Origin of the sequence: Pantoea sp. ACRSC (assembly GCF_022346785.1) — a bacterium.
GTDB classification, from domain to species: Bacteria; Pseudomonadota; Gammaproteobacteria; order Enterobacterales; family Enterobacteriaceae; genus Pantoea; species Pantoea alvi.
Map to the genome: position 1 here is coordinate 34,143 of NZ_JAKRNN010000027.1, position 21,227 is coordinate 55,369.

14 protein-coding genes and 2 pseudogenes are annotated in these 21,227 nt (G+C 58.0%); 10 read left to right on the forward strand and 6 right to left on the reverse strand.

The features are described from left to right. Nucleotides 1-22 precede the first annotated feature (22 nt). Complete coding sequence (gene betA / locus MHZ97_RS19890) at nt 23-1,702, forward strand: choline dehydrogenase (protein ID WP_103796473.1); 1,680 nt, start codon at nt 23-25, stop codon at nt 1,700-1,702. Between the two features lie 32 nt (nt 1,703-1,734). Here betA and MHZ97_RS19895 read toward each other — a convergent pair whose 3' ends face one another. The 3 genes from MHZ97_RS19895 to MHZ97_RS19905 are packed head-to-tail and all read right to left on the reverse strand — an operon-like array spanning nt 1,735 to nt 4,507. Beyond that, a complete protein-coding gene (locus MHZ97_RS19895) occupies nt 1,735-3,063 on the reverse strand; it encodes an FAD-binding oxidoreductase (protein ID WP_239315133.1) in 1,329 nt (442 codons plus the stop codon). 26 nt (nt 3,064-3,089) lie between these two features. Next, the gene (locus tag MHZ97_RS19900; RefSeq protein ID WP_103796475.1) at nt 3,090-3,695 is read right to left on the reverse strand and encodes a cupin domain-containing protein; all 606 of its coding nucleotides are present in this window, start codon (nt 3,693-3,695) and stop codon (nt 3,090-3,092) included. A gap of 47 nt (nt 3,696-3,742) precedes the next feature. After that, complete coding sequence (locus tag MHZ97_RS19905; RefSeq protein ID WP_239315132.1) at nt 3,743-4,507, reverse strand: ABC transporter substrate-binding protein; 765 nt, start codon at nt 4,505-4,507, stop codon at nt 3,743-3,745. Between the two features lie 290 nt (nt 4,508-4,797). Here MHZ97_RS19905 and MHZ97_RS19910 point away from each other — a divergent pair, with 290 nt between their 5' ends. From MHZ97_RS19910 to MHZ97_RS19925, 4 genes are all read left to right on the forward strand, one after another. Further along, a complete protein-coding gene (locus tag MHZ97_RS19910; RefSeq protein WP_103796476.1) occupies nt 4,798-5,448 on the forward strand; it encodes an amino acid ABC transporter permease in 651 nt (216 codons plus the stop codon). 1 nt (nt 5,449) lies between these two features. Further along, complete coding sequence (locus tag MHZ97_RS19915; RefSeq protein ID WP_103796477.1) at nt 5,450-6,217, forward strand: amino acid ABC transporter ATP-binding protein; 768 nt, start codon at nt 5,450-5,452, stop codon at nt 6,215-6,217. Between the two features lie 441 nt (nt 6,218-6,658). Then, entirely contained in the window at nt 6,659-10,414 is a 3,756-nt protein-coding gene (locus tag MHZ97_RS19920; protein WP_239315131.1) for an NAD(P)-binding protein, read from the forward strand. 416 nt (nt 10,415-10,830) lie between these two features. Continuing rightward, nucleotides 10,831-11,931 (forward strand): NADH:flavin oxidoreductase/NADH oxidase, encoded by a 1,101-nt coding sequence (locus tag MHZ97_RS19925; protein ID WP_103796479.1) that lies wholly within the window; start codon nt 10,831-10,833, stop codon nt 11,929-11,931. A gap of 281 nt (nt 11,932-12,212) precedes the next feature. Here MHZ97_RS19925 and licT read toward each other — a convergent pair whose 3' ends face one another. After that, complete coding sequence (gene licT, locus MHZ97_RS19930) at nt 12,213-13,055, reverse strand: BglG family transcription antiterminator LicT (protein WP_239315130.1); 843 nt, start codon at nt 13,053-13,055, stop codon at nt 12,213-12,215. Between the two features lie 501 nt (nt 13,056-13,556). Between licT and MHZ97_RS19935 the strand changes: the two are divergent. Together MHZ97_RS19935 and MHZ97_RS19940 are read left to right on the forward strand one after the other, a co-directional pair. After that, a pseudogene (locus tag MHZ97_RS19935) lies at nt 13,557-14,918 on the forward strand (PTS transporter subunit EIIC); the annotation flags it as partial. Between the two features lie 42 nt (nt 14,919-14,960). Beyond that, the gene (locus MHZ97_RS19940; RefSeq protein WP_103796482.1) at nt 14,961-16,361 is read left to right on the forward strand and encodes a glycoside hydrolase family 1 protein; all 1,401 of its coding nucleotides are present in this window, start codon (nt 14,961-14,963) and stop codon (nt 16,359-16,361) included. Nucleotides 16,362-16,392: 31 nt separating this feature from the next. Here the strand turns inward: MHZ97_RS19940 and eptA are convergent, their stop codons facing one another. Continuing rightward, nucleotides 16,393-18,027 (reverse strand): phosphoethanolamine transferase EptA, encoded by a 1,635-nt coding sequence (eptA, locus tag MHZ97_RS19945; RefSeq protein WP_239315129.1) that lies wholly within the window; start codon nt 18,025-18,027, stop codon nt 16,393-16,395. 154 nt (nt 18,028-18,181) lie between these two features. On the opposite strand from eptA, the gene MHZ97_RS19950 reads away from it, so the two are divergent. Beyond that, nucleotides 18,182-19,195: a lipoate--protein ligase A gene (locus MHZ97_RS19950; RefSeq protein ID WP_239315128.1), complete on the forward strand. Its 1,014-nt coding sequence runs from the start codon at nt 18,182-18,184 to the stop codon at nt 19,193-19,195. Here MHZ97_RS19950 and MHZ97_RS19955 read toward each other — a convergent pair. Beyond that, nucleotides 19,192-20,208, reverse strand: a complete 1,017-nt coding sequence (locus MHZ97_RS19955; RefSeq protein ID WP_239315127.1) for a LacI family DNA-binding transcriptional regulator — start codon at nt 20,206-20,208, stop codon at nt 19,192-19,194. The two genes, MHZ97_RS19950 and MHZ97_RS19955, sit on opposite strands and share 4 nt — an antisense overlap. A gap of 270 nt (nt 20,209-20,478) precedes the next feature. On the opposite strand from MHZ97_RS19955, the pseudogene MHZ97_RS19960 reads away from it, so the two are divergent. Continuing rightward, nucleotides 20,479-21,105 (forward strand): annotated as a pseudogene (locus MHZ97_RS19960) (PTS transporter subunit EIIB); the annotation flags it as partial. 33 nt (nt 21,106-21,138) lie between these two features. Then, on the forward strand, nt 21,139-21,227 hold an 89-nt coding region (locus MHZ97_RS19965), incomplete at its 3' end, for a hypothetical protein (RefSeq protein WP_239313698.1).

Here is a 21,227-nt window from a genome sequence, read left to right on the forward strand (position 1 = left end):
GCATCAACCTGAGGAGCGACTAATGGAATTTGATTACATCATTATCGGAGCCGGATCCGCAGGGAACGTTTTGGCTACCCGACTGACCGAAGACAGCGACGTCAACGTTCTGCTGCTGGAAGCGGGCGGCCCAGATTACCGTATGGATTTTCGCACGCAGATGCCTGCGGCGCTTGCCTACCCTTTGCAGGGAAAACGCTATAACTGGGCGTATGAAACCGAGCCAGAACCCCATATGAACAACCGCCGCATGGAGTGCGGACGCGGTAAAGGACTGGGCGGCTCATCGCTGATCAACGGCATGTGCTATATCCGCGCCAACGCGATGGATCTCGACGGCTGGGCGCAGGCGCCGGGCCTGGAGTCCTGGTCCTATCTCAACTGCCTGCCCTACTACCGTAAGGCGGAAACGCGCGACATCGGGCCGAATGAGTATCACGGCGGCGACGGTCCGGTCTGCGTGGCGACGCCGAAGGCAGGCAATAATCCGCTGTTCGCCGCAATGATTGAGGCAGGCGTCGAGGCGGGCTATCCGCGCACCGAGGATTTGAACGGTTATCAGCAGGAGGGCTTCGGCCCGATGGATCGCACCGTCACGCCGCAGGGACGCCGCTCCAGCACCGCGCGGGGCTATCTCGATCGGGCGAAAAACCGTCCGAACCTGAAAATTATTACCCATGCCATTACCGATCGCATTCTGTTCGACGGCAAGCGCGCCGTCGGCGTGCAGTATCTGCTCGGTGCCAGCAACACGTCGCACAAGGTGCATGCGCGGCGCGAAGTGCTGCTCTGCGCGGGCGCCATCGCCTCGCCGCAGATTCTGCAGCGCTCCGGCGTCGGCGCGGCCAGCCTGCTGAAGTCATTCGATATTCCCGTGGTGCATGACCTGCCGGGCGTCGGCGAGAACCTTCAGGATCATCTGGAGATGTATCTGCAGTACGAGTGCAAAGAGCCGGTGTCGCTCTACCCGGCCCTGAAATGGTGGAACCAGCCGAAGATTGGCGCGGAGTGGATGTTTAACGGCACCGGTATCGGCGCCAGCAACCACTTTGAGGCGGGCGGCTTTATCCGCAGCCGCGAAGAGTTCGCCTGGCCGAATATTCAGTATCACTTCCTGCCGGTGGCGATTAACTACAACGGTTCAAACGCGGTCAACGCGCACGGCTTCCAGTGTCACGTTGGCTCGATGCGTTCGCCGAGCCGCGGCCATGTGCGCATTAAATCGCGCGATCCGCGCCGCCATCCGGCGATCCTGTTTAACTATATGGCCAGCGAGCAGGACTGGCACGAGTTCCGCGACGCTATCCGCATTACGCGCCAGATAATTAACCAGCCGGCGCTGGACAAGTTCCGCGGTCGCGAAATCAGCCCCGGCGTAGAGTGCGAAACCGACGAGCAGCTGGATGAGTTCGTGCGCAACCACGCCGAAACGGCCTACCATCCGTGCGGCACCTGTAAAATGGGCAGCGACGAGATGGCGGTGGTCGATGGTGAAGGCCGCGTGCATGGCATGCAGGGACTGCGCGTGGTGGATGCGTCGATTATGCCGCTGATTATTACCGGCAACCTGAATGCGACCACTATTATGATCGGCGAGAAAATTGCCGACAATATTCGCGGTCGCCAGCCGCTTCCCGCCTCGACGGCAAGCTACTTTGTCGCGGGCGAAACGCCGGTGCGCGGCGAACCGCGACGGGCTTAAACGTAAAAGCCCGCTTCGGCGGGCTTTTGCCGTTACATCATCTGCGGCTCGCGGATCGCATTGCCTTTATCGAAGCGCGCCAGGCGGTACGGCGCGATATCGGTAAAGCGCTGACGATTTGTCATCAGCTGCGCGCAGAGCAGGCCCGCGCCAGGGCCGATACCGAAACCATGTCCGCTAAAGCCTGATGCGACAAACAGGCCGGGCACGCGCGTCATCTCATCGATAACCGGCACCAGATCTGGCGTGGTATCAATCCAGCCGCCCCAGGCGTGATCGATTTTAATCCCCTCCAGCGCAGGAAAGGCCTTCACCAGAATGCCCAGCGCTTCGTTCAGAATCTGCCGATCGGGCTTCGGGTCCAGCACGCGGATCTTCTCAAACGGCGACACCCCATTGTTCGACCAGGATCCCGCCGCCTCCGGCCCGTTAAAAAAGGAGCCGTTCAGCCTCAGCTTGAGCTTTTTGGCGATCTTACTGCGGTACATCGGATAGAACTTCGTCGCATAGCGGATATTCTGCGGCGCGAGATCGAGCTGGCCGCGGCCGGGGATCGCCACGGTGTAGCTGCCGTCCAGCCGGCGGCGGATACAAAGCTCGGGCATGCTCAGACAGCCCTGAATCACTTCCGGCGCCGCCGTGGTTTTAAACGCGGTGCCGAGAATATTGGCGCTGGGCAGGTCGATACCGTACTGCTTGCAGAAGCGCGAGCTCCATGCGCCGCCGCAGCAGATCACCTGGCTGGCGCGCACGCGGCCGCGTTCTGTCCAGACGCCGGAGACGCGGCCCGCGCTGATATCCAGCCCGCGTACCGCGCAGCGCTGGTGAAGCGAGGCGCCCAGCTTTTGTGCGCCGACGGCGATAGCGGCCGCCGCCAGCGACGGCTCGGCTCGACCGTCGGTCGGTGACCAGATGCCGCCGGCCCAGCGCGCCTGCTCTCCCAGCCGCTCGTATACCTCTTTCGGCGACAGCAGATGGCTGACGAAACCGATCTGCTTCGCCTGTTTGCCCCACTTCTCCCAGCGCGCCACGTCCGCCTCGTTCTGCGTGCCGTAGAGGATACCGCTGCGGCGAAAGCCGAGATCCAGGCCGATTTCGTTGCCCAGCTCTTCCCAGCGCTGCAGGCTGCGCATCGCCAGCGGCAGTTCGTAGAGGTCGCGGTTTTGTTGTCTCACCCAGCCCCAGTTGCGCCCCGACTGCTCGCCGCCGATAACACCTTTTTCAAACAGCGCGACCGAAACGCCCTGCTTCGCCAGCTCATAGGCGACGGAGGTGCCGATAATGCCGCCGCCGATCACCACCACATCGACCTGCTCGGGAAAGGTCGGGCTGTCTGTGACAGCATTGATTTTGATGCGCATAGAGAAACCTTATTAATTCAGGGCGTTCAGAGATGCTTTTCAGGCGGAATATGCATGATCCACAACACTCTGGCGTCGCGCTCCGTATGGTTGAAAATGTTATGCGGCAGATGGCTCTTAAACTGAAAGCTGTCGCCGGTCATCAGGCGCGCGGCATCGCCATTGATCTCCAGCGTCAGCTCGCCTTCGACCACCAGCCCCGCCTTTTCGCCCTGGCCAATCAGCATTTCGTCGGAGCGCACGCCGGGAGGAATGTCGATGAGCATAAACTGCATATCGTGATCGCCCGAAGGCGACAGCATCTCTTTGGCGATGCCGCGTTTGCCGACGTTAAAGCGCGGCCGCTCCGCGCTGCGGCGCACATAGTGCTCGGCGCCGCGCAGCGATGCGGCGCTCTCCTCCAGAAAAGCCGTCAGCGGCACTTTCAGCACCAGCCGGAGCTGTTCAAGCACCCGCACGGTAGGGTTTGTCAGGTTGCGTTCAATCTGGCTGATGGCCCCGGCTGACACGTTCGCCAGCAGCGCCAGTTCGGTAATGGTCAGATTGCGCGCCTTACGCAGGCTTTTCAGCCGCGATCCAATATCCGTTTCGGCGGCCCCTGGCTCCGCTCTGGGTTGCGATGCGTTTTTCATCTCATGCTCTTTTATGCCGCCGCGCCTGCAGGTCGGCCTGGATTAAGTCAGGGCATGCCCCATTTGTCCTTGATGGTCTGAAGCGTGCCGTCCTGTTTCATGGCGGTTAAGGCGCTGTCGATCTCCGCCAGCAGTTTATCGTTACCTTTCTTCACGCCGAACGCCATCGGAGAAACATGCTCAGGCTGATAGCCTTCCACAACGTGCATGCCTTTCAGCCCGCCCGCTTTAGCCTGCGCTTTTAAAATGGGATAGTCATTCATCCCGGCCGCAATGCGGCCTAGCGAGAGATCGCGCGTCATATCCGCCGGGCTGTCATAGACTTTCACCTCTTTGGCGATGCCGCTCTGCATCAGGCTTTGGGTATAATCGGTGCCGGCCATGGTGCCCACCACGTCGCCTTTTAAATCCTGCCAGGAGTGATATTTTTTCTGGTTGTCGTCGCGCACCACCAGCCCCGCGCCAAAGGCTGTGACCGGCTGCGAAAACCCGATTCGCTTCGCGCGCTCCGGTGTCGGCGTCATACCGGCGACGATCATATCGATCTTACCGGCGATAACCGACTGGATCAGCGTTGAGAAAGGCACGGCGGTAAAATTGACCTCCAGATGCTGACGCCTGGCCACCTCCGCCGCGACGTCCGGCATAAAGCCTTCGATTTTCCCACTTTGGGTGTTCAGGAAGGTGGTTGGTGCGCTGGAGGGCGGCGATCCCGCCGTTAAGGCGGCGGCCTGGGCATTCAGGCTGACCAGGGCGGTCACGCCCATGGCTATAGAGAGATTCAGCAGGCTTATTTTGCGGACGACAGACATAACTCACTCCTGGTTCAGTAGCGAAAGGGCGAACGTCTTTTTCACTATAATGAAATTTATGCTGCCGCTGTCAACGTTTTATTTTGTGAAAACGTGGCGCCTCACACATTGTCAAAAAAGCCGTTGATTTAATTTATTCCCCTATCTATAGCTGTTTCTTATCGCGGTAATAACAATTCGCTATCTTACAGAAGCGGGTAATTATTGACAGCGCCTGGTGGGTAAAGATATTCATTATAATGAATTGCCGTTGCCCCGATACCCGTGTGCAGCACGTTCAGGAGCCTGATATGGACTGGAGCAGCATTCATACCTACCTGCCCTTTTTGCTAAAAGGGGCTGAAATGACGATATCCATTACGCTGCTGTCGCTGGCGATCAGTACGCCGCTGGGGCTGATATTTGCCGCGGCAAAGATGTGCCCGTGGAAAATTATTTCCTGGCCGGTGGCGACGGTGATAAATATTACCCGCGGCCTGCCGATGATTGTGGTGCTGTTTTATATCTATTTTGTCTTTCCCGATATTGGTATCACCCTGACTTCTTTTCAGGCCAGCGTGATCGGTATCGCTTTTTGCTTCTCCACCTATATCGCCGAAATATTTCGTGCCGGTATTGAGTCCGTCGATCGCGGTCAGCTTGAAGCGGCGCGCTCAATGGGAATGGGCTTTCTCAAAGCGATGCGCCGCGTCATCCTGCCGCAGGCGTTTCACGTCGCGCTGCCGCCCTACAGCAATACGCTGGTGATGATGCTAAAAGATTCCGCCCTCGCCTCGACCATTGCCGTAACGGAAATGACCCGGCAGGGCCAGCTGATCGCCGCGTCGACCTTTGACAACACCACGGTCTATACGCTGGTGGCGGTGCTGTATCTGCTGCTGTGCATGCCGCTGATGGCCCTGACCAAACGGCTGGAGAAACGCCAGATTAAAGGAGCCTGAGATGATTGAGATCGATGAGGTACATAAAAAATTTGGCCGCGTGGAGGTGCTGAAAGGCGTCAGTTTTTCCGTGAGCGCCGGCGAAGTGGTCTGCCTGATCGGCCCGTCCGGCTCCGGTAAGTCGACCATTTTGCGCTGCATTAACGGGCTGGAGAGCTATGAAGGCGGCGAAATACGCGTACTGGACCAGCGGGTAGACAGCCGACATAAAAGCATTAACGATCTTCGTCGCCAGATCGGCATGGTGTTTCAGCGTTTCAACCTTTTCCCACACCGCAGCGTGCTGGAAAACGTGATGGAAGGCCCCGTTCACGTTAACGGCGAGTCGCGCGCCCAGGCGGAAAAGCGCGCCAAATCCCTGCTGGCGCTGGTTGGGCTGGCAGACAAAATTAACGCCTGGCCTGGACAGCTTTCCGGCGGTCAGCAGCAGCGCGTGGCGATCGCGCGCACGCTGGCACTGCAGCCGAAAGCGATTCTGTTCGACGAGCCCACTTCCGCGCTCGATCCCGAACTGGTTGGTGAAGTGCTGCAGGTGATGCGCAATCTGGCGCAGGAAGGCATGACGATGATTGTGGTTACCCATGAGATGCAGTTCGCCCGTGAGGTAGCCGATCGCGTCTGTTTTCTCCACAGCGGGCAGATTGTTGAGCAGGGACCGGCGCAGGAAATTCTGCTGCGGCCGCAGGAGGCACGCACGCAGGATTTCCTGCGTCGCGTACTCGGCAACAGCGACCACCATTTTTGCCGCCAGTGTCAGTCGGTGGTTTAGCGCCTGCGGCTCTGCAGATGCCTGGCGCTAAACCGCAGGCACCGAGGCAGAGCCGACGCGGCGCGGGCCTTTTCGCGCAGGTCCTCCTTTGCCAGACGCTTCTGCCGCTTTTTCTCTTCTCGCTGACTCACCGCTCTACCGCTTGGCTTTTTTCTTTTCCTTCAGATAGTTGTGAGAAAGCCGAGTGAGGTTATACTTCGATCAGCAGTGATTGCTCACTGAAACTAATAATGTTTATCGACTCTTCTCTGCGTGCGGGATAACGCTTTTACTTCGGCCAGGTGTGGCCGGTCGCGCACCGTCTCTCTTTTCCGGACACGGAATTCACGACAGCAACGCTGTTTTCTTTAGCTTTTCCATCCTGATTGCTATGCCGGGGATCGATCTGCGCAAGCAATAGCAGGGGTCTTTTTTAATCCTGATAATTTACGGGAGGGATTGATGCTGCCTTTTTCTGGCTTCTGGCAGGCGGGGTACGAAGGTGCCGATCATATCAATACGGCAGGCCAGCGCCTGGTCATGGATGCTCTGACCGACCATCAGACGCAGTTTCGCAGCGACTATCTCGCTCTACAGCATTTTGGCATCCGCACGGTGCGCGAGAGCATCGGCTGGCGCCAGGCGGAAGCGGATCCGGAACGAACTTTCGCTACGCTGCGGGCCAAAATGCAGGCGGCGCATGAGCTGGGCATTCAGATTAACTGGACCTTCTGTCACTACGGCTGGCCAGAAGATATCGATCTCTTTTCAGAGACCTTTGTCCCGCGCTTTGCCGCCTTTTGCCAGCGCATCGCCGCTTTCCTGGCGCCCTGGTATCGCAGCTCTCCGATCTATTCGCCGATGAATGAGATCTCTTTTTTTAGCTGGGGCCTTTCGGTTGGGCTATTCGGCAACCACCGCGAGGCGGACCCTGACGCCATCAAGCGCCAGCTGGTGCGCGCGACCATCGCGGGGTGCGACGCCATCTGGCTGGCCGATCCCAGGGCGCGTTTTCTTCATTGCGATCCCCTTATTCACCTGGTTCCCGATGAAGAGAGCGAGGCCTGTTACCAGCGCACCGCCGAACTTAACGACGCGCAGTTTCACGCCTGGGATATGCTGGCCGGCGCGCGTGAGCCGGAACTGGGGGGCGCGGCGCGCTATCTCGACATTATTGGCGCCAACTACTATCACGCCAATCAGTGGGAGACTAACTCCAACCAGCGCCTTGACTGGCATCTGGGCGACAGGCGAAGGATGCCGCTGCATAAGATGCTGCTCAATTTAGCGCAGCGCTATCAGCGTCCGATACTGCTGGCGGAAACCAGCCATGTCGGCAGCGGGCGGCCTGCCTGGATGAAGCATATCACCGCACAGATTGCGCAGGCGCAGCTGGACGGCTGCGAAATCCTGGGCGTCTGTATTTACCCCATTATAGAAAGCCCGCTCTGGGAAGAGACAGATCACTGGCCGCGCAGCGGACTCTGGGATGTCGCCCCTGATTTTACCCGTCAGCTACATCAGCCTACCGCCGCAGCATTGCGGCAATCACAACGTTCGCTGCACCGGTTTCACGCGCTATTGTCGCCGGCCAGCGAGCTACAGGAGTCCTCTATGAAACAGTCCGTTTTGGTGGTTTTTAGTCATCTTCGCTGGGGTTTCGTCTTTCAACGTCCGCAGCATTTACTGTCGCGTCTGGCCCAGCACCATCGCGTGCTGTTCATTGAGGAACCGGTTTACCAGCCCGGCGAGGCGGGTTTGCGACAGCATTCCCCCGCACCCAACGTCACCGTAATCGAGCCGCATACCGACGTCGATGCGCCGGGCTTCCATGACAGCCAGATTGCGGTGCTCCAGCCCCTGCTCGCCACGCTGCTGGATAGCGACGAGCAGCCGCTGGTGTGGTTCTATACCCCGATGGCGCTGCCGCTGCTGGCCAGCTTCAACCCCAGCGCAATTATCTATGACTGTATGGATGAGCTATCCGCCTTTCAGATGGCGCCGCGCCAGCTGCAGCAGCGCGAGTCCGCCCTGCTGACCCGTGCCGATGTGGTCTTTACCGGCGGCACCAGCCTCTATGAAGCGAAAAAGTCTCGCCACCAGAACGTACACTGTTTTGCCAGCAGCGTTGACGCCGCGCACTTCGAGCAGGCGCTCGATCGCAGCAACGGTCATCCGCTGCAGGAAAATCTTCCTGGCCCGCGTCTGGGCTACTACGGCGTGATTGACGAGCGAATGGATATCGCGCTGATCGCTGCGCTCGCCGATGCGCATCCCGACTGGCAAATCGTTATGGTCGGCCCGGTAGTGAAGATCGATCCGCTCACCCTGCCGCAGCGGCCCAATCTGCACTGGTTTGGTCAGCAGCCCTATGAAGCGCTGCCCCATTTCCTGGCCGGATGGGACGTCTGTTTGATGCCGTTCGCGCTGAACGCCTCGACCCGCTTTATCAGCCCGACCAAGGTGCTGGAGTATATGGCGGCGCAGCTGCCGATCGTCAGCACCGCGGTGCCGGATGTGGTGCGCCACTATAGCGAGGTGGTGAGCATCGCCGATACCCCGCAGGGCTTTATCCTTGCCTGCGAAGCCGCGTTGGGGCTGAGCGATGAGGCGCGCCGCCAGCAGGCGGCGCAGATGGCGGCGATCATCGCCGAAACCTCGTGGGATCGCACCGCTGAGCAGATGCAGGCGCAGATTGTCAGGCTGCGCGATAACGTGGTTCAGCCGGTTGCTGCCGCGCAGGTGCCGGAAACCACCGACGGCGTGCATGCGGTCACCTTGCGTCCGGTCGAGTGCCTGATTCTGGGCGCGGGACCGACCGGCCTGAGTGCAGGCTACCACTATGGTGAAGGTGCAGTGGTGCTGGAGAAAAACGAGACGCCCGGCGGCTGGTGCCGCTCTATTACAGATAAAGGATTCACCTTCGACTATGCCGGCCACATTATGTTCTCTAACGATCCCTACGTGCTTCAGCTTTACGACAAACTGCTGGGGGATAATCTGCACTGGCAGAACCGCGAAGCCTGGGTCTACAGCCACGACGTTTTTACCCGCTATCCTTTCCAGTCGGCGCTGCATGGACTTCCGGCTGAGGTGATTGGCGAATGCGTGCTGGGCGCCATCGAGGCCCGTTACGGTGTCACGGGTGCCCAGGAGGCGGCGCCGCTGAGCGCGGTGCGTTCGGCAGCGAATACCGAGTGCCGCGACTGCTGCGCCGATGGCGTGCTGGGCGCCGAGGCGACGGAACCTGCCGGCGCGGATGAGGCGGAAGAGGATTTTGAAAACTTTATCTTCCGCACCTGGGGTCGCGGCATCGCGCATCATTTTGCCGTTCCCTATAATCGCAAACTGTGGAAAACGCCGCTCGCCGATATGGAAACCTCCTGGCTTGGCGGGCGCGTTCCGCTGCCCGATCTTCAGCAGATCATCTCCGGCGCGCTGGCACCGCTGGATAAGCCGGTCGGCCCTAACGCCCGCTTCGGCTACCCTAAGCGCGGTGGTTTTCAGGCGCTGATGAATGGCTTCCTGCCGCATCTTAACTGCGTGCTGGAGACCGAGTCGGAGATCGTTGATATCCAGCCGCAAAGCCGCAGCGTGATCCTTAAAGATGGCCGTCATTACCAATACGATCAGATGATCAGCACCCTGCCGCTGCCCGAGCTGGTGCGTCTGATGGGTAACCGCGCGCCGCAGGCGGTGCAGAAAGCCGCCTCGATGCTGCGTCACGTTTCGGTGCGCTGCGTCAACCTCGGCATCGGCCGCGCTAATCTCAGCGACAAGCACTGGATCTACTATCCTGGCGATACCCTGTTCCACCGCATTTTCCTGCAGGGCAACGCCAGCCCGGAGTGCAATCCCCCAGGCGGTTTTGGCCTGACCTGCGAGATCACCTGGCGGGCCGATCAGCCGCTGCCGTATGAAGGCGACGCGCTAATCCAGCGCTGCATTGATGACTGTATTCGCGTCGGCATTATTCGTGAGGATGACGTTATCCTGACCGCCAGCGAGGTGGATATGCCCTATGCCTATGTGGTTTACGATCATCAGCGCAAAGCGAACGTTGCGCTGATTCGCAACTGGCTGGCGGCGCAGGGTATTCATCTGTCCGGGCGCTACAGCGAATGGGAGTATTACAATTCGGATCACGCTTTCCTGGCAGGCAAGCGCGCGGCCGAAACGGTAAAAGCCCTGTTGACCAACCGTAAGACAACGGCGTAACCAAACCGGACGCCGGACGCGTTGCGTCTGGCGTCCGCCAGCGATCCTTTCAGTAAAACGATTCTTTAGCATGCTGGCTTTCTATAATGGGCATTATATAAAGCCAACTGCGGCCAGGTGGTTGTTTTCTGTACGCTAAAATGACAACGCTACGCTGATTCTGCAGCACTCTTCCCCTGCATTTTCTGCAGAATTCACGTAGCGCGATCGGTTTTAATAATGCTTAACTTTTGTGCGCAATCAGGTTGCTTATTGTCCATGCTGACGCTTATTCGCCTGATGCCCCTGCTCACAGCCCTAAAGGTAAACTTCTGCCGTCAGGCTTTATGCTATTTTTTTGCATTAAGCCAATGATCCGCCTGTCGTCTATTACACTTTCTGTTTCGAGGCAGTCATTACAAGGAAATGAGGTATTCATGAGTCAACTCTTTAGCGCAACGCATATTGGCAAGCTGGCACTGGAAAACCGTATTGTTATTGCGCCTATGTGTCAGTATTCCGCGAATGAAGGCAAAGCCACTTCATGGCATCGCATCCACCTTGGCCAGCTGGCGCTCTCCGGCGCGGGCCTGCTGATTATTGAAGCCACCGCGGTTGAGGCGATTGGCCGCATCACGCCGGGCGACCTTGGCCTGTGGGACGACGAAACCGAAGCCGCCTTACGCACCGTGCTGGAGGATATTCGCACCTGGTCGCCGATCCCGCTCGGCATCCAGCTGGGTCACGCCGGGCGCAAAGCCTCGTGCGCCGCGCCCTGGGAGGGCGGCCACCAGCTGGCGCTTGATAACGGCGGCTGGGAAACGGTCGCGCCTTCAGCTGAAGGTTTCCATGAAGAAGACCGCCCGCCGCTGGCGCTGAGCCGCGACGATCTCGCTCGTATCAAGCAGAAGTTTGTTGAGAGTGCGAAGCGTGCTGAAAAGCTGGGGATTGAACTTATCGAGCTGCACGCCGCGCACGGCTATCTGCTGCATCAGTTCCTGTCGCCGCTCAGCAACCACCGTGAAGATGAATATGGCGGCTCGCTGGAAAACCGCATGCGCTTCCCGCTGGAAATTTTCCGCGCCGTGCGCGACGCGGTCTCAGATAATATCGCGGTCGGCGTGCGCATTTCCGCTACCGACTGGGTAGAGGGCGGCTGGGACAACGCGCAGTCGATTGAATTCAGCAAACAGTTTGAGGCGGCTGGCGGCGACTACGTGCACGTGTCGAGCGGCGGCCTTGCGCCTCAGCAGTCAATTACGGTGGGTCCGGGCTACCAGCTGCCGTTTGCGCGCGACATTCGCAAAGAGGTGAAGATCCCGGTTATCGCCGTGGGCCTGATTACCGAGCCGAAACACGCCGAAGCGGTGCTGCAGGAAGGCACCGCCGATCTGGTGGCGCTGGCGCGCGCGGTGCTTTACGATCCGCGCTGGCCGTGGCACGCCGCCGCTGAGCTGGGTGCACAGGCGAGCGCGCCGCCGCAGTACTTGCGTTCGGAGCCGCATGGCCTTAAAGGCACGCTAAAAGCCAACCGCTAACCTTGCCTGCCGGCCCTGCTGTCAGGGCCGGCTTTATTCCCCTTTCTGTGACGCGCAGCATATGCGCTCTCCCGATCTTAAGGTTTCACTAAGCTGCAAAGTGTAAAACTCTACTCAGTTGCTGAGGAGAGTAAAAATGAAATCTGCCCTGAATGCTAAACGTGACGAATACCTGGCGCTGCTTATCGCTTCAGTCAGTATTATTAGCTACCTTGCTATCTGGTTCAGAACCTGAATTTTAAGTGACGTTGTCACCTGTGTGAGCCACGTGTTTTAGCGCGTTAAGCAGGTGCCGTCATACAGGTTCTTATTCGTTCGATATGAAGAGTTAAATACATCATCTCATCTTTTTTCAGGTCGTAGCGGTATTTTTGGTGCAGCATGCTGGCTATTTCTTTTGCACACCGCCATGCGGTAACGTAATTAGCTTTTATCGTATTACAGAGCCTGTCATCTCCAGCGGGTTCACTTGTGCGGCTACGCATACGCTGGGCAAAAAATTTCAAATGGGTAACAAACCGCTGATAGCTTAGCGAGTCCTGTATATAGGTTAGCTGCAGCTGCTTTTCTACGAAATCCAGTATATCCTGCATCACGCGGGTCATTTCCATTACCTCCGGCATCGCGCGGTTAAGCTGCGCTGTAACCAGGTGAAGGGCAATAAACCCCGCTTCATCTTCCGGCAGTTGAATATTGAGACGATGCGCGAGGATCGCGCAGGCCTCCTTTCCCAGCGCGAGCTCGCGCGGATAAAGACGCGCAATATCCCACAGCAGCGCGTTTTTCAGGCTAAGCCCCTGTCTGTGGCGCTCAATGGCGCAGTGGCAATGATCGGTCAGCGTCAGATAGATGCTTTCATGCAGCTCACCCAGCTGCTGCGCTGCCTGCGCGATAATGCGATCGCAGGCGATCATCACCTCGAGCGGAATTTGCCGCAGCAGTTCGCCCAAGCGGCTGGTTAGCTCATCGCTTTGCAAGCAAAAGACTTTTTCGATGCGCGTCGCGTCTAGTACTTCGCCCGGACGCTTTTTATAGGCCAGCCCTGACCCCATTACCACCTCTTCCCGTTGCTGCGCATTTACCACGATCACGGCATTATTGTTGAGTATTTTCGCTATTCTCATGCCTTTCCCCTAAATAAAACAGCTTCACCCTATTCTGGCTTTTGAAAATATTGCGTTCCAGTTACTCATTTTTACGCCTGTTGAGAGTAGCATCTGAGAAGATAAAGAGAATCGTTTTATGCTTACTGAGTAATTAATTGTGAGAGCGCATTCAGACAGGCGCAATTGATTTTAAAATTGCTGCCTTTGTAAATGGGAAGTTAAATTGACCCTGTCGCGCTGGAATAATCCGATATTCACGTTAAGGCTTTGAGTAAATTTTTATTAATTTCGGCGGAAGCAGCAGCCGCGCCCGCACTAATTTCAATTTATTGAGCGACATCACAGTTAATTGCGCGCGATGCGCTGGACTCTTTTTCTCCCGGCTGTTAATTTCTTTTCGCTTCAGGGGTGTTACTGACAACAGGCAAAACCTGAGAGACTTGCTGCCGCCATGCGGTAATAAGTTCTCTCAGGTTTTTTTTTGCGCTTTATTCATCTTGAACCAATGCGGGTATTAACATGAAATATCAGGCACTCGCTCAGGACATCCTCAGGCATGTCGGCGGGAGAGCAAATATTCACAGTCTGGTGCACTGCGCGACCCGGTTGCGCTTTAAGCTTAACGACAGCCAGCAGGCGGACGCGGAAAGTCTGAAAGCTAATCCGGATGTGATTATGGTGGTCGAAAGCGGCGGCCAGTTTCAGGTAGTGATCGGTAGCCATGTAGGGGATGTCTACGCTGCGCTCTGTCAGGAAGCGGACCTGAACGACGTAAAGCCCGCTTCGCCAACGCCGGGCAAAGAACGACCGACGCTGGCGGCGGCCTTTATCGATGTGGTCTCTGGCATATTCACGCCCTTTCTCGGGGTTATGGCGGCGTGCGGGATTTTAAAAGGCGGGCTTGCCCTCTGCCAGGCGGCAGGATGGCTGACGGAAAGCAGCGGCACCTGGCAAATACTCTTCGCTGCGGCTGACGCGCCGTTCTACTTTTTGCCGCTGGCACTCGGCTATACCGCGGGTAAAAAGTTCGGTGGCAACCCTTTTGTCACGATGGTTCTCGGCGGCGCCCTGGTTCATCCCACCATTGTGGCCGCTTTTCAGGCAGCGACAACGGGGCAAACCGCCACTTTCTTCGGCATCCCCATTGTCTTTATCAACTACGCCTCGTCGGTGATCCCCATTATCTGCTCCGCCTGGTTCTGCTGCTGGCTGGAGCGCCAGTGTAATAAGGTCATGCCCTCGGTGGTGAAAACCTTCTTTACGCCGTTGATCTGCCTGCTGGTGACCGTTCCCCTGACCTTTCTGGCAATTGGTCCGCTGGCGACCGCGCTGAGTCATCTGCTGGCGGACGGCTTTCAGCTGGTTAATCAGGCTGCCCCCTGGCTCGCCGGCGGGCTGCTCGGCGCGGCGTGGCAGGTTTGCGTGATTTTCGGCGTACACTGGGGATTGATCCCGCTCATGATGAACAATATGGCGGTGTGGGGCCACGATCCGATGCTGGTTATCCTGCTGCCCGCCGTCTTCGGTCAGGTCGGCGCCACGCTTGGCGTTTTCCTGAAAACCCGCGATGCGCGGCTGAAAACGCTGGCGGGATCGAGCGTCATTTCAGGGGTGTTCGGCATTACCGAACCCGCCGTCTACGGCGTGACGCTGCCCTGCCGTCGCCCCTTTATTTTCGGCTGCGTCGGCGGCGCGCTTGGCGGTGCCATTGTTGCGATGAGCCACAGCCAGGCCTATTCAATCGGGCTGGCGAGCATCTTTACCCTGGCGCAGATCATTCCCCCAGGCGGCATCGATAACGCCTTCTGGGGCGCTGTCGCTGGCACCGCGCTTTCCCTGATTCTTGCCTGCCTGCTGACGGTGATTGCGGGCTTACCACAGCCGCGGCGCGCTGACTAAGCGCTGCAACAAAAGGAGACATCAATGAAGAGTGAGTTCCCACAGGACTTTTTATGGGGAGGTGCGCTGGCAGCGAATCAGGCTGAAGGCGCGTATCGCGAAGACGGCAAGGGATTGACCACCTCTGACATGCAGCCTGAGGGCATTCTCGGGCCGGTGGTGCAGCGCCAGCCCGGCGACGCCAGCATCAAAGATATCGCTATCGATTTTTATCACCGCTATCCCGAGGATATTTCGCTGTTTGCGGAAATGGGCTTTACCTGTCTGCGCGTCTCTATCGCCTGGGCGCGCCTGTTTCCGCAGGGTGATGAACAGGCGCCGAATGAGGCGGGCCTGGCCTGGTACGATAAGCTGTTTGACGAACTGGCGCGTCACGGCATCCAGCCGCTGGTAACCCTGTCGCACTATGAGATGCCCTGGGGGCTGGTGCAGAACTATGGCGGCTGGGGCAACCGTCAGCTCATCACCTTTTTTGAACGCTACGCGCGTACCGTTTTCGCGCGCTATCGCAGCAAGGTTAAGCTATGGCTGACCTTCAATGAAATCAATATGTCGCTGCATGCGCCGCTGACCGGCGTGGGTCTGCAGGGTGATGTGAGTCAGGCGGAGATTTATCAGGCGATCCATCATCAGCTGGTCGCCAGCGCCCTGGCGGTGAAAGCCTGCCACGAGCTGATCCCTGACGCGCGCATCGGCAATATGCTGCTTGGCGGCCTGCTCTATCCGCTGACCTGTAAGCCTGACGACGTGCTCGCCGCGCTGCAGGAAAACCAACGCTGGCAGTTCTTCGGCGACGTGCAGTGCCGCGGCCGTTATCCTGGCTACATAAAACGCTACTTCCGGGAACAGAATATTACGCTTTGCACCGAACCGGCAGACTTTGAGGCGCTGAGCCATACGGTCGATTTCGTCTCGTTCAGCTATTACATGTCCGGCTGCGCCACTGCCGACGCCAGCCAGGCGGCGAAGCTGCGCGGTAATATTCTCGATATGGTGCCTAATCCCCACCTCGACAGCTCGGAATGGGGCTGGCAGATCGATCCCGTCGGGCTGCGCACCCTGCTCAATCTCCTGTGGGATCGCTATCAGAAGCCGCTGTTTATCGTCGAGAACGGGCTTGGCGCGCAGGATAAACCCGATGCCGACGGCCAGATCCACGACGACTACCGCATCCGCTACGTCAACGATCATCTGGTGCAGGTGTGGGAGGCGATTAATGATGGCGTAGAGGTTATGGGCTACACCTACTGGGGCCCCATCGATCTGGTGAGCGCATCAAAGGCGGAGATGACCAAACGCTATGGCTTTATCTATGTGGATCGCCATCAGGACGGCTCCGGCACCCTGAAGCGCAGCCGTAAAAAGAGCTTCTACTGGTATCGTGATGTGATTTGCAGCCGCGGCGCGACGCTCAGCCGCCAGTAAAAAAAAGCCCTGCGCTGGCAGGGCTTCTCGGTTAGCTTTTACGGCAGGAGGTCAGAATATCATCTTCCGCTTTATAGACCTTTGTCGCCGTGCCGGTTAGCCCCAGCATGGTAGAGAAGAGATTATCCTGCGAGAAGTTATCCTGCGCCGCCAGCTTGTCGAGACAACGCTTGTTGACGCCATAGCGTTGCTGGTAGTCCGGCGACAGCCAGATCAGCATCGGCACATGTTTCTGTACCTCCGGTGCGATAGCGTAGGGCATGCCGTGCAGGTAGGTGCCGTTCTCGCCCAGCGATTCGCCATGATCGGAGAGATAGACCAGGCTGGTAGTGAATCTGTCCTGATGCGCCTGCAGCAGCTTAATCGCCTTGTCGACGATAAAATCGACGTACAGCAGGGTGTTGTCATAGGTATTCACCAGCTGCTGCTGCGAACAGTCCTGAATCTGGTTGGTGTCGCAGGTTGGCGTAAAGCGACGGAACTGGGGCGGATAGCGATTATAGTAAGTCGGGCCGTGGCTGCCGATGGTATGCAGCACGATCACGCCGTTGCCCCGTAGCTGTTGAATATAATCCTCCAGCCCGTGAAACAGCACCTCGTCGTAGCATTCGCCCTTAATGCACATCCCCGCCAGATTGAGGCTGGAGAGATCCTGATGCGGCACGCGGTCGCAGGCGCCCTTACAGCCGCCGTCGTTATCATTCCACAGCACCTTAATGCCGGCGCGCTGAATCACATCCAGCAGTCCCTCCTGATGCCCGGCGAGCGCGTCATCGTAGTGAACGCGCGGCATACCGGAAAACATGCAGGGAACCGACACCGCCGTCGCCGTGCCGCAGGAGGCGGTATGCGGAAAATAGGTGATGTTATCGTTCTTCAGCAGCGGGTTGGTCTCGCGCTCGTAGCCCGACAGGGAAAAGTTGGCCGCGCGCGACGTTTCGCCGACGATTAAAATAGTCAGATTCTTTTTGCCCGTCTGCATCGCCGGCTGCAGGCGTGCATCTTCACCGATTTTCACCAGCGGCAGATTTAAATCCCGGTTGTGCTTATACCAGGAGAGCGTGGCGGTAATAGCGTTTGACGGGCTGAGCGACTTCACCAGCTCTTTCTGATTGCGGAACAGCGAAGCGTAATCTTTGTAGAACAGCGAGGCCACCAGCAGAATGCAGATCACCGACGCCGCCACGCTAACAATGCGATAAACCGCGCTTTTCCAGAAGGGGCTGGTGGGACGAACCCGCACCCAGAACGCCACTCCCGCCATTACCACGCCGGAAAGCAGCAGCGTCGCCACCAGCTGCGGCGTCAACAGCGCAAAGCTCTCGGACGGCGTGGTATCGAGGATATTGACCAGCATCGACCGATCAATAATCACCCCGTAATTCCAGATGAAATATTGCGCAGCGGCGGAGACCAGAATAAACAGCGCGATAATCAGGCGATCGAGCCAGATAAAAGAGGCGATGGTCGCAACGATATTAATTACTGAAATCGCCACCAGCGGCATCGAGAGAAAGACCAGCCAGTTGCGCACGCTGTCCAGCGGCATGGCAGCGATGACCTGGCGGTAAAAGGCCAGGTTAAGAAATACCGCGATATAAATCGAAAACAGCAATAAAAAAGAGAGCCGATTCAGCGTCGGTCTTTTATTGAGCGGGAAAAACATGCTTGCAGTCCATCTGTTAACAGGAGCGGACAGCATGCTGCATTAACTTTAGGGAAACCTTAAGCCGCTTTAATCAGAGCACGCGCCATCATGCTGGCGACGTCGAAGCGCGTTAAAATGAATGCCTGCTTTGCTTACTGCCTCTGGAGAAGAGATGACCACGCTGCGCCTGCTGCTTTCAGAATCAAACGATCCCTGGTTTAACCTCGCCGTCGAGACCTGCATTTACCGGCAGATGCCCGCCACGCAGAAGGTGCTGTTTCTGTGGCGCAATGCCGAAACCGTGGTAATCGGCCGGGCACAAAATCCCTGGAAAGAGTGCAATACGCGGCGTATGGCGCAGGACGGCATTAAGTTGGCGCGCCGCAGCAGCGGCGGCGCGGTATTTCACGATCTCGGCAACTGCTGTTTTACCTTTATGGCGGGCAAGCCGGAGTATGACAAGAGCGTTTCGACCGGCATTATTTTACGTGCGCTGAGCGCGCTGGGGATTGAGGCCGAGGCGTCCGGGCGCAACGATCTGGTGGTCAGGCGCGGCGAGGAAAGTCGCAAAATATCCGGCTCCGCCTATCATGAAACTCCCGATCGCGGCTTCCATCATGGTACTTTTTTAATCAATTCTGATCTATCGCGGCTGGCGGATTATCTCAACCCGGACATCAAAAAGCTGCATACCAAAGGCATTACCTCCGTGCGTTCACGCGTGGCGAATTTAACGGAGATTGCGCCGGAGATAAACTACGCGGCAATTTGTGACGCTGTCACAGAATCCTTTTTTGATTACTACCAGGCGCGCTGCCAGCCGGAACGCATCTCGCCAGAGGCACTGCCCGATCTCCCTGGCTTTGCCGAGCAGTTTGCACGCCAGAGCAGCTGGGAGTGGAACTTTGGCCACTCACCCGACTTCTCTCACCTGCTTGATACCCGTTTCGCCTGGGGCGGCGTGGAGATCCATTTCGACGTCGAGCGCGGCGTAATTAGACGCTGCCAGATCTTTAGCGACAGCCTCAATCCCGCGCCGCTGGAGATGCTGGCGACGCAGCTGCAGGGCGTCGACTATCGTCCCGACGCGCTCGCCGCTGCGGTCGCGCGGCTGCAAGTGGCCTTTCCCGCACAGCATGAGGAGCTGGCAGAGCTGAAAAGCTGGCTAACCACCAGCGTCAGCTAGCGCGAAAACGGGCCGGGCGCCACCGATTCGCGCAGCGACAGGCTGGCGGCGAACGCCTCGGCGTCCTGCCACGAGCCGCCGTCGAGCATCGCCAGCAGGCGCGCGATCGCCTCCTGGATCATTTCCGTGACGGGGATTTTAACGCTGGAGAGCGCGGGAACGGTAAAAGGTGCCAGCGGGATATCGTCAAAGCCCAGCACCGACACCTGCTTCGGCACCGCTATCTCTGCCGTGGTCAGCGCTCTGATGGCACCAATCGCCATCTCATCGTTGCTGGCTACCAGCGCGCTAAAGGGGCAGCCGCTGGCGAGCAAGGCAGCCGCTGCCTGCGCCCCGCTCTCTGCATGCCAGTTGCCCTGCACGATAAGCGCCGCGCGCAGCGGAATAGCGCTCTCCTCCAGCGCCGCTTTATAGCCGGCGAGGCGCTCAAGGCCGGTCGGGGAATCAAGCGAGCCGGTGATAAAGCCGATATCCCGATGCCCGAGATCGATAAGCGCTTTCACCGCCATCGCGCTGATCCGCTTCTGGTCGGCGTAGATGCAGAAGCTGTGGTGCTGGCGCAGGCGTCGGTTCACCACCAGCACCGGCTGCTTATGCTGCGCGATAATCTCATCCATTTCGTCAACGCTGAGAAAGCGCGGGTAGATGATAATGCCGTCACAGCGCAGGTCGAGCAGAAAATCGATCGCCGCCCGCTCCTGCGCCGCGCTGTGCTTGCCGTCCGCCAGAATAAGCTGGCGGCCCTGCTGCTCCAGCATGCGCGCGGAGTGCGACATCAGCTCGGAAAAGTAGTTGCCGCTGTAGAGGGTATTGGTCACGACCAGCCCGACTGTCTGGGTCGATTTCACCGACAAATTGCGCGCCAGTAAATTGGGGCGGAACTCCGTTTCGGTCACCGCCTGCATCACCTTTTCCCTCGTCTCCTGACTGACATAGCCATTGCCCGACAGCACTCTGGACACTGTGGCTTTTGACACGCCCGCCCGTTTCGCGACCTCAAGTATGGTGGCCATAATTTTTCCCTTCTCCTTCAGTCAGCTGAGCAGTCTACTTAACCTCAGACCCCGCTCGACAGGCATCAATCCAGTAAGTGACAGTAATCACAGTTTAGAAAATATCCGCTTTTTGCATCTTGTTATCAATTTTGCAACTGTTCATGCTTTTGTGAAACCGGTTTCCTATGGCGCATCATCCCGCTCTGGCGAATCAGCGCACACTCTGTCCCTACAACAGCAGGCCGCCGGTAAAAAACACTCTACTCATAACAACAGAGACGCAAAACTATGCCTAATCCCTACGCAGAAGTCTCTCGCGCCATCGTACAGTCGCTGGGCGGCATGCAAAATATTGAGGCAGTGACCCACTGCATGACCCGCCTGCGGTTCGTGCTGAAAGATCCCGCTCTTATCGACAGCGCCGCGCTTAAAGCGCTGCCCGGCGTAATGGGCGTGGTCCACAAGGAGACCCAGTGTCAGGTCATTATCGGCAACAACGTCGGCAAGGCCTATCAGGCGATCCTTGAACTCGGCACCCCGGCCGCCTCAGGCGGCGCGGCGGTGAAGCGCAAAATTACCCTGAGAGGTATCGGCGCCGGCATTCTTGATGCGCTGGTGGGCACCATGTCGCCGCTGATTCCGGCCATTATCGGCGGCTCAATGGTGAAGCTGCTGGCGATGGTGCTGGAGATGAGCGGCGTGCTGCCGAAAGGCTCTTCGACCCTGACGATCCTGACGGTGATCGGCGACGGCGCATTTTTCTTCCTGCCGGTGATGGTTGCCGCGTCCGCCTCGCTGAAGTTTAAAACCAATATGTCGCTGGCCATCGCTATCGCGGGCGTGCTGCTGCATCCCGGCTTTATCGATCTGATGGCGAAAGCGGCGCAGGGCCAGGCGGTCGATTTCGCCTCGATTCGGCTTTGTTGAATAAATCGAACTTTTGCTGAGTTGAAGGATCAGATCACGCATCCTCCCGACAACACAGACCGTTCCGTGGCAAAGCAAAAATTCAAAATCACCAACTGGCCCACCTACAA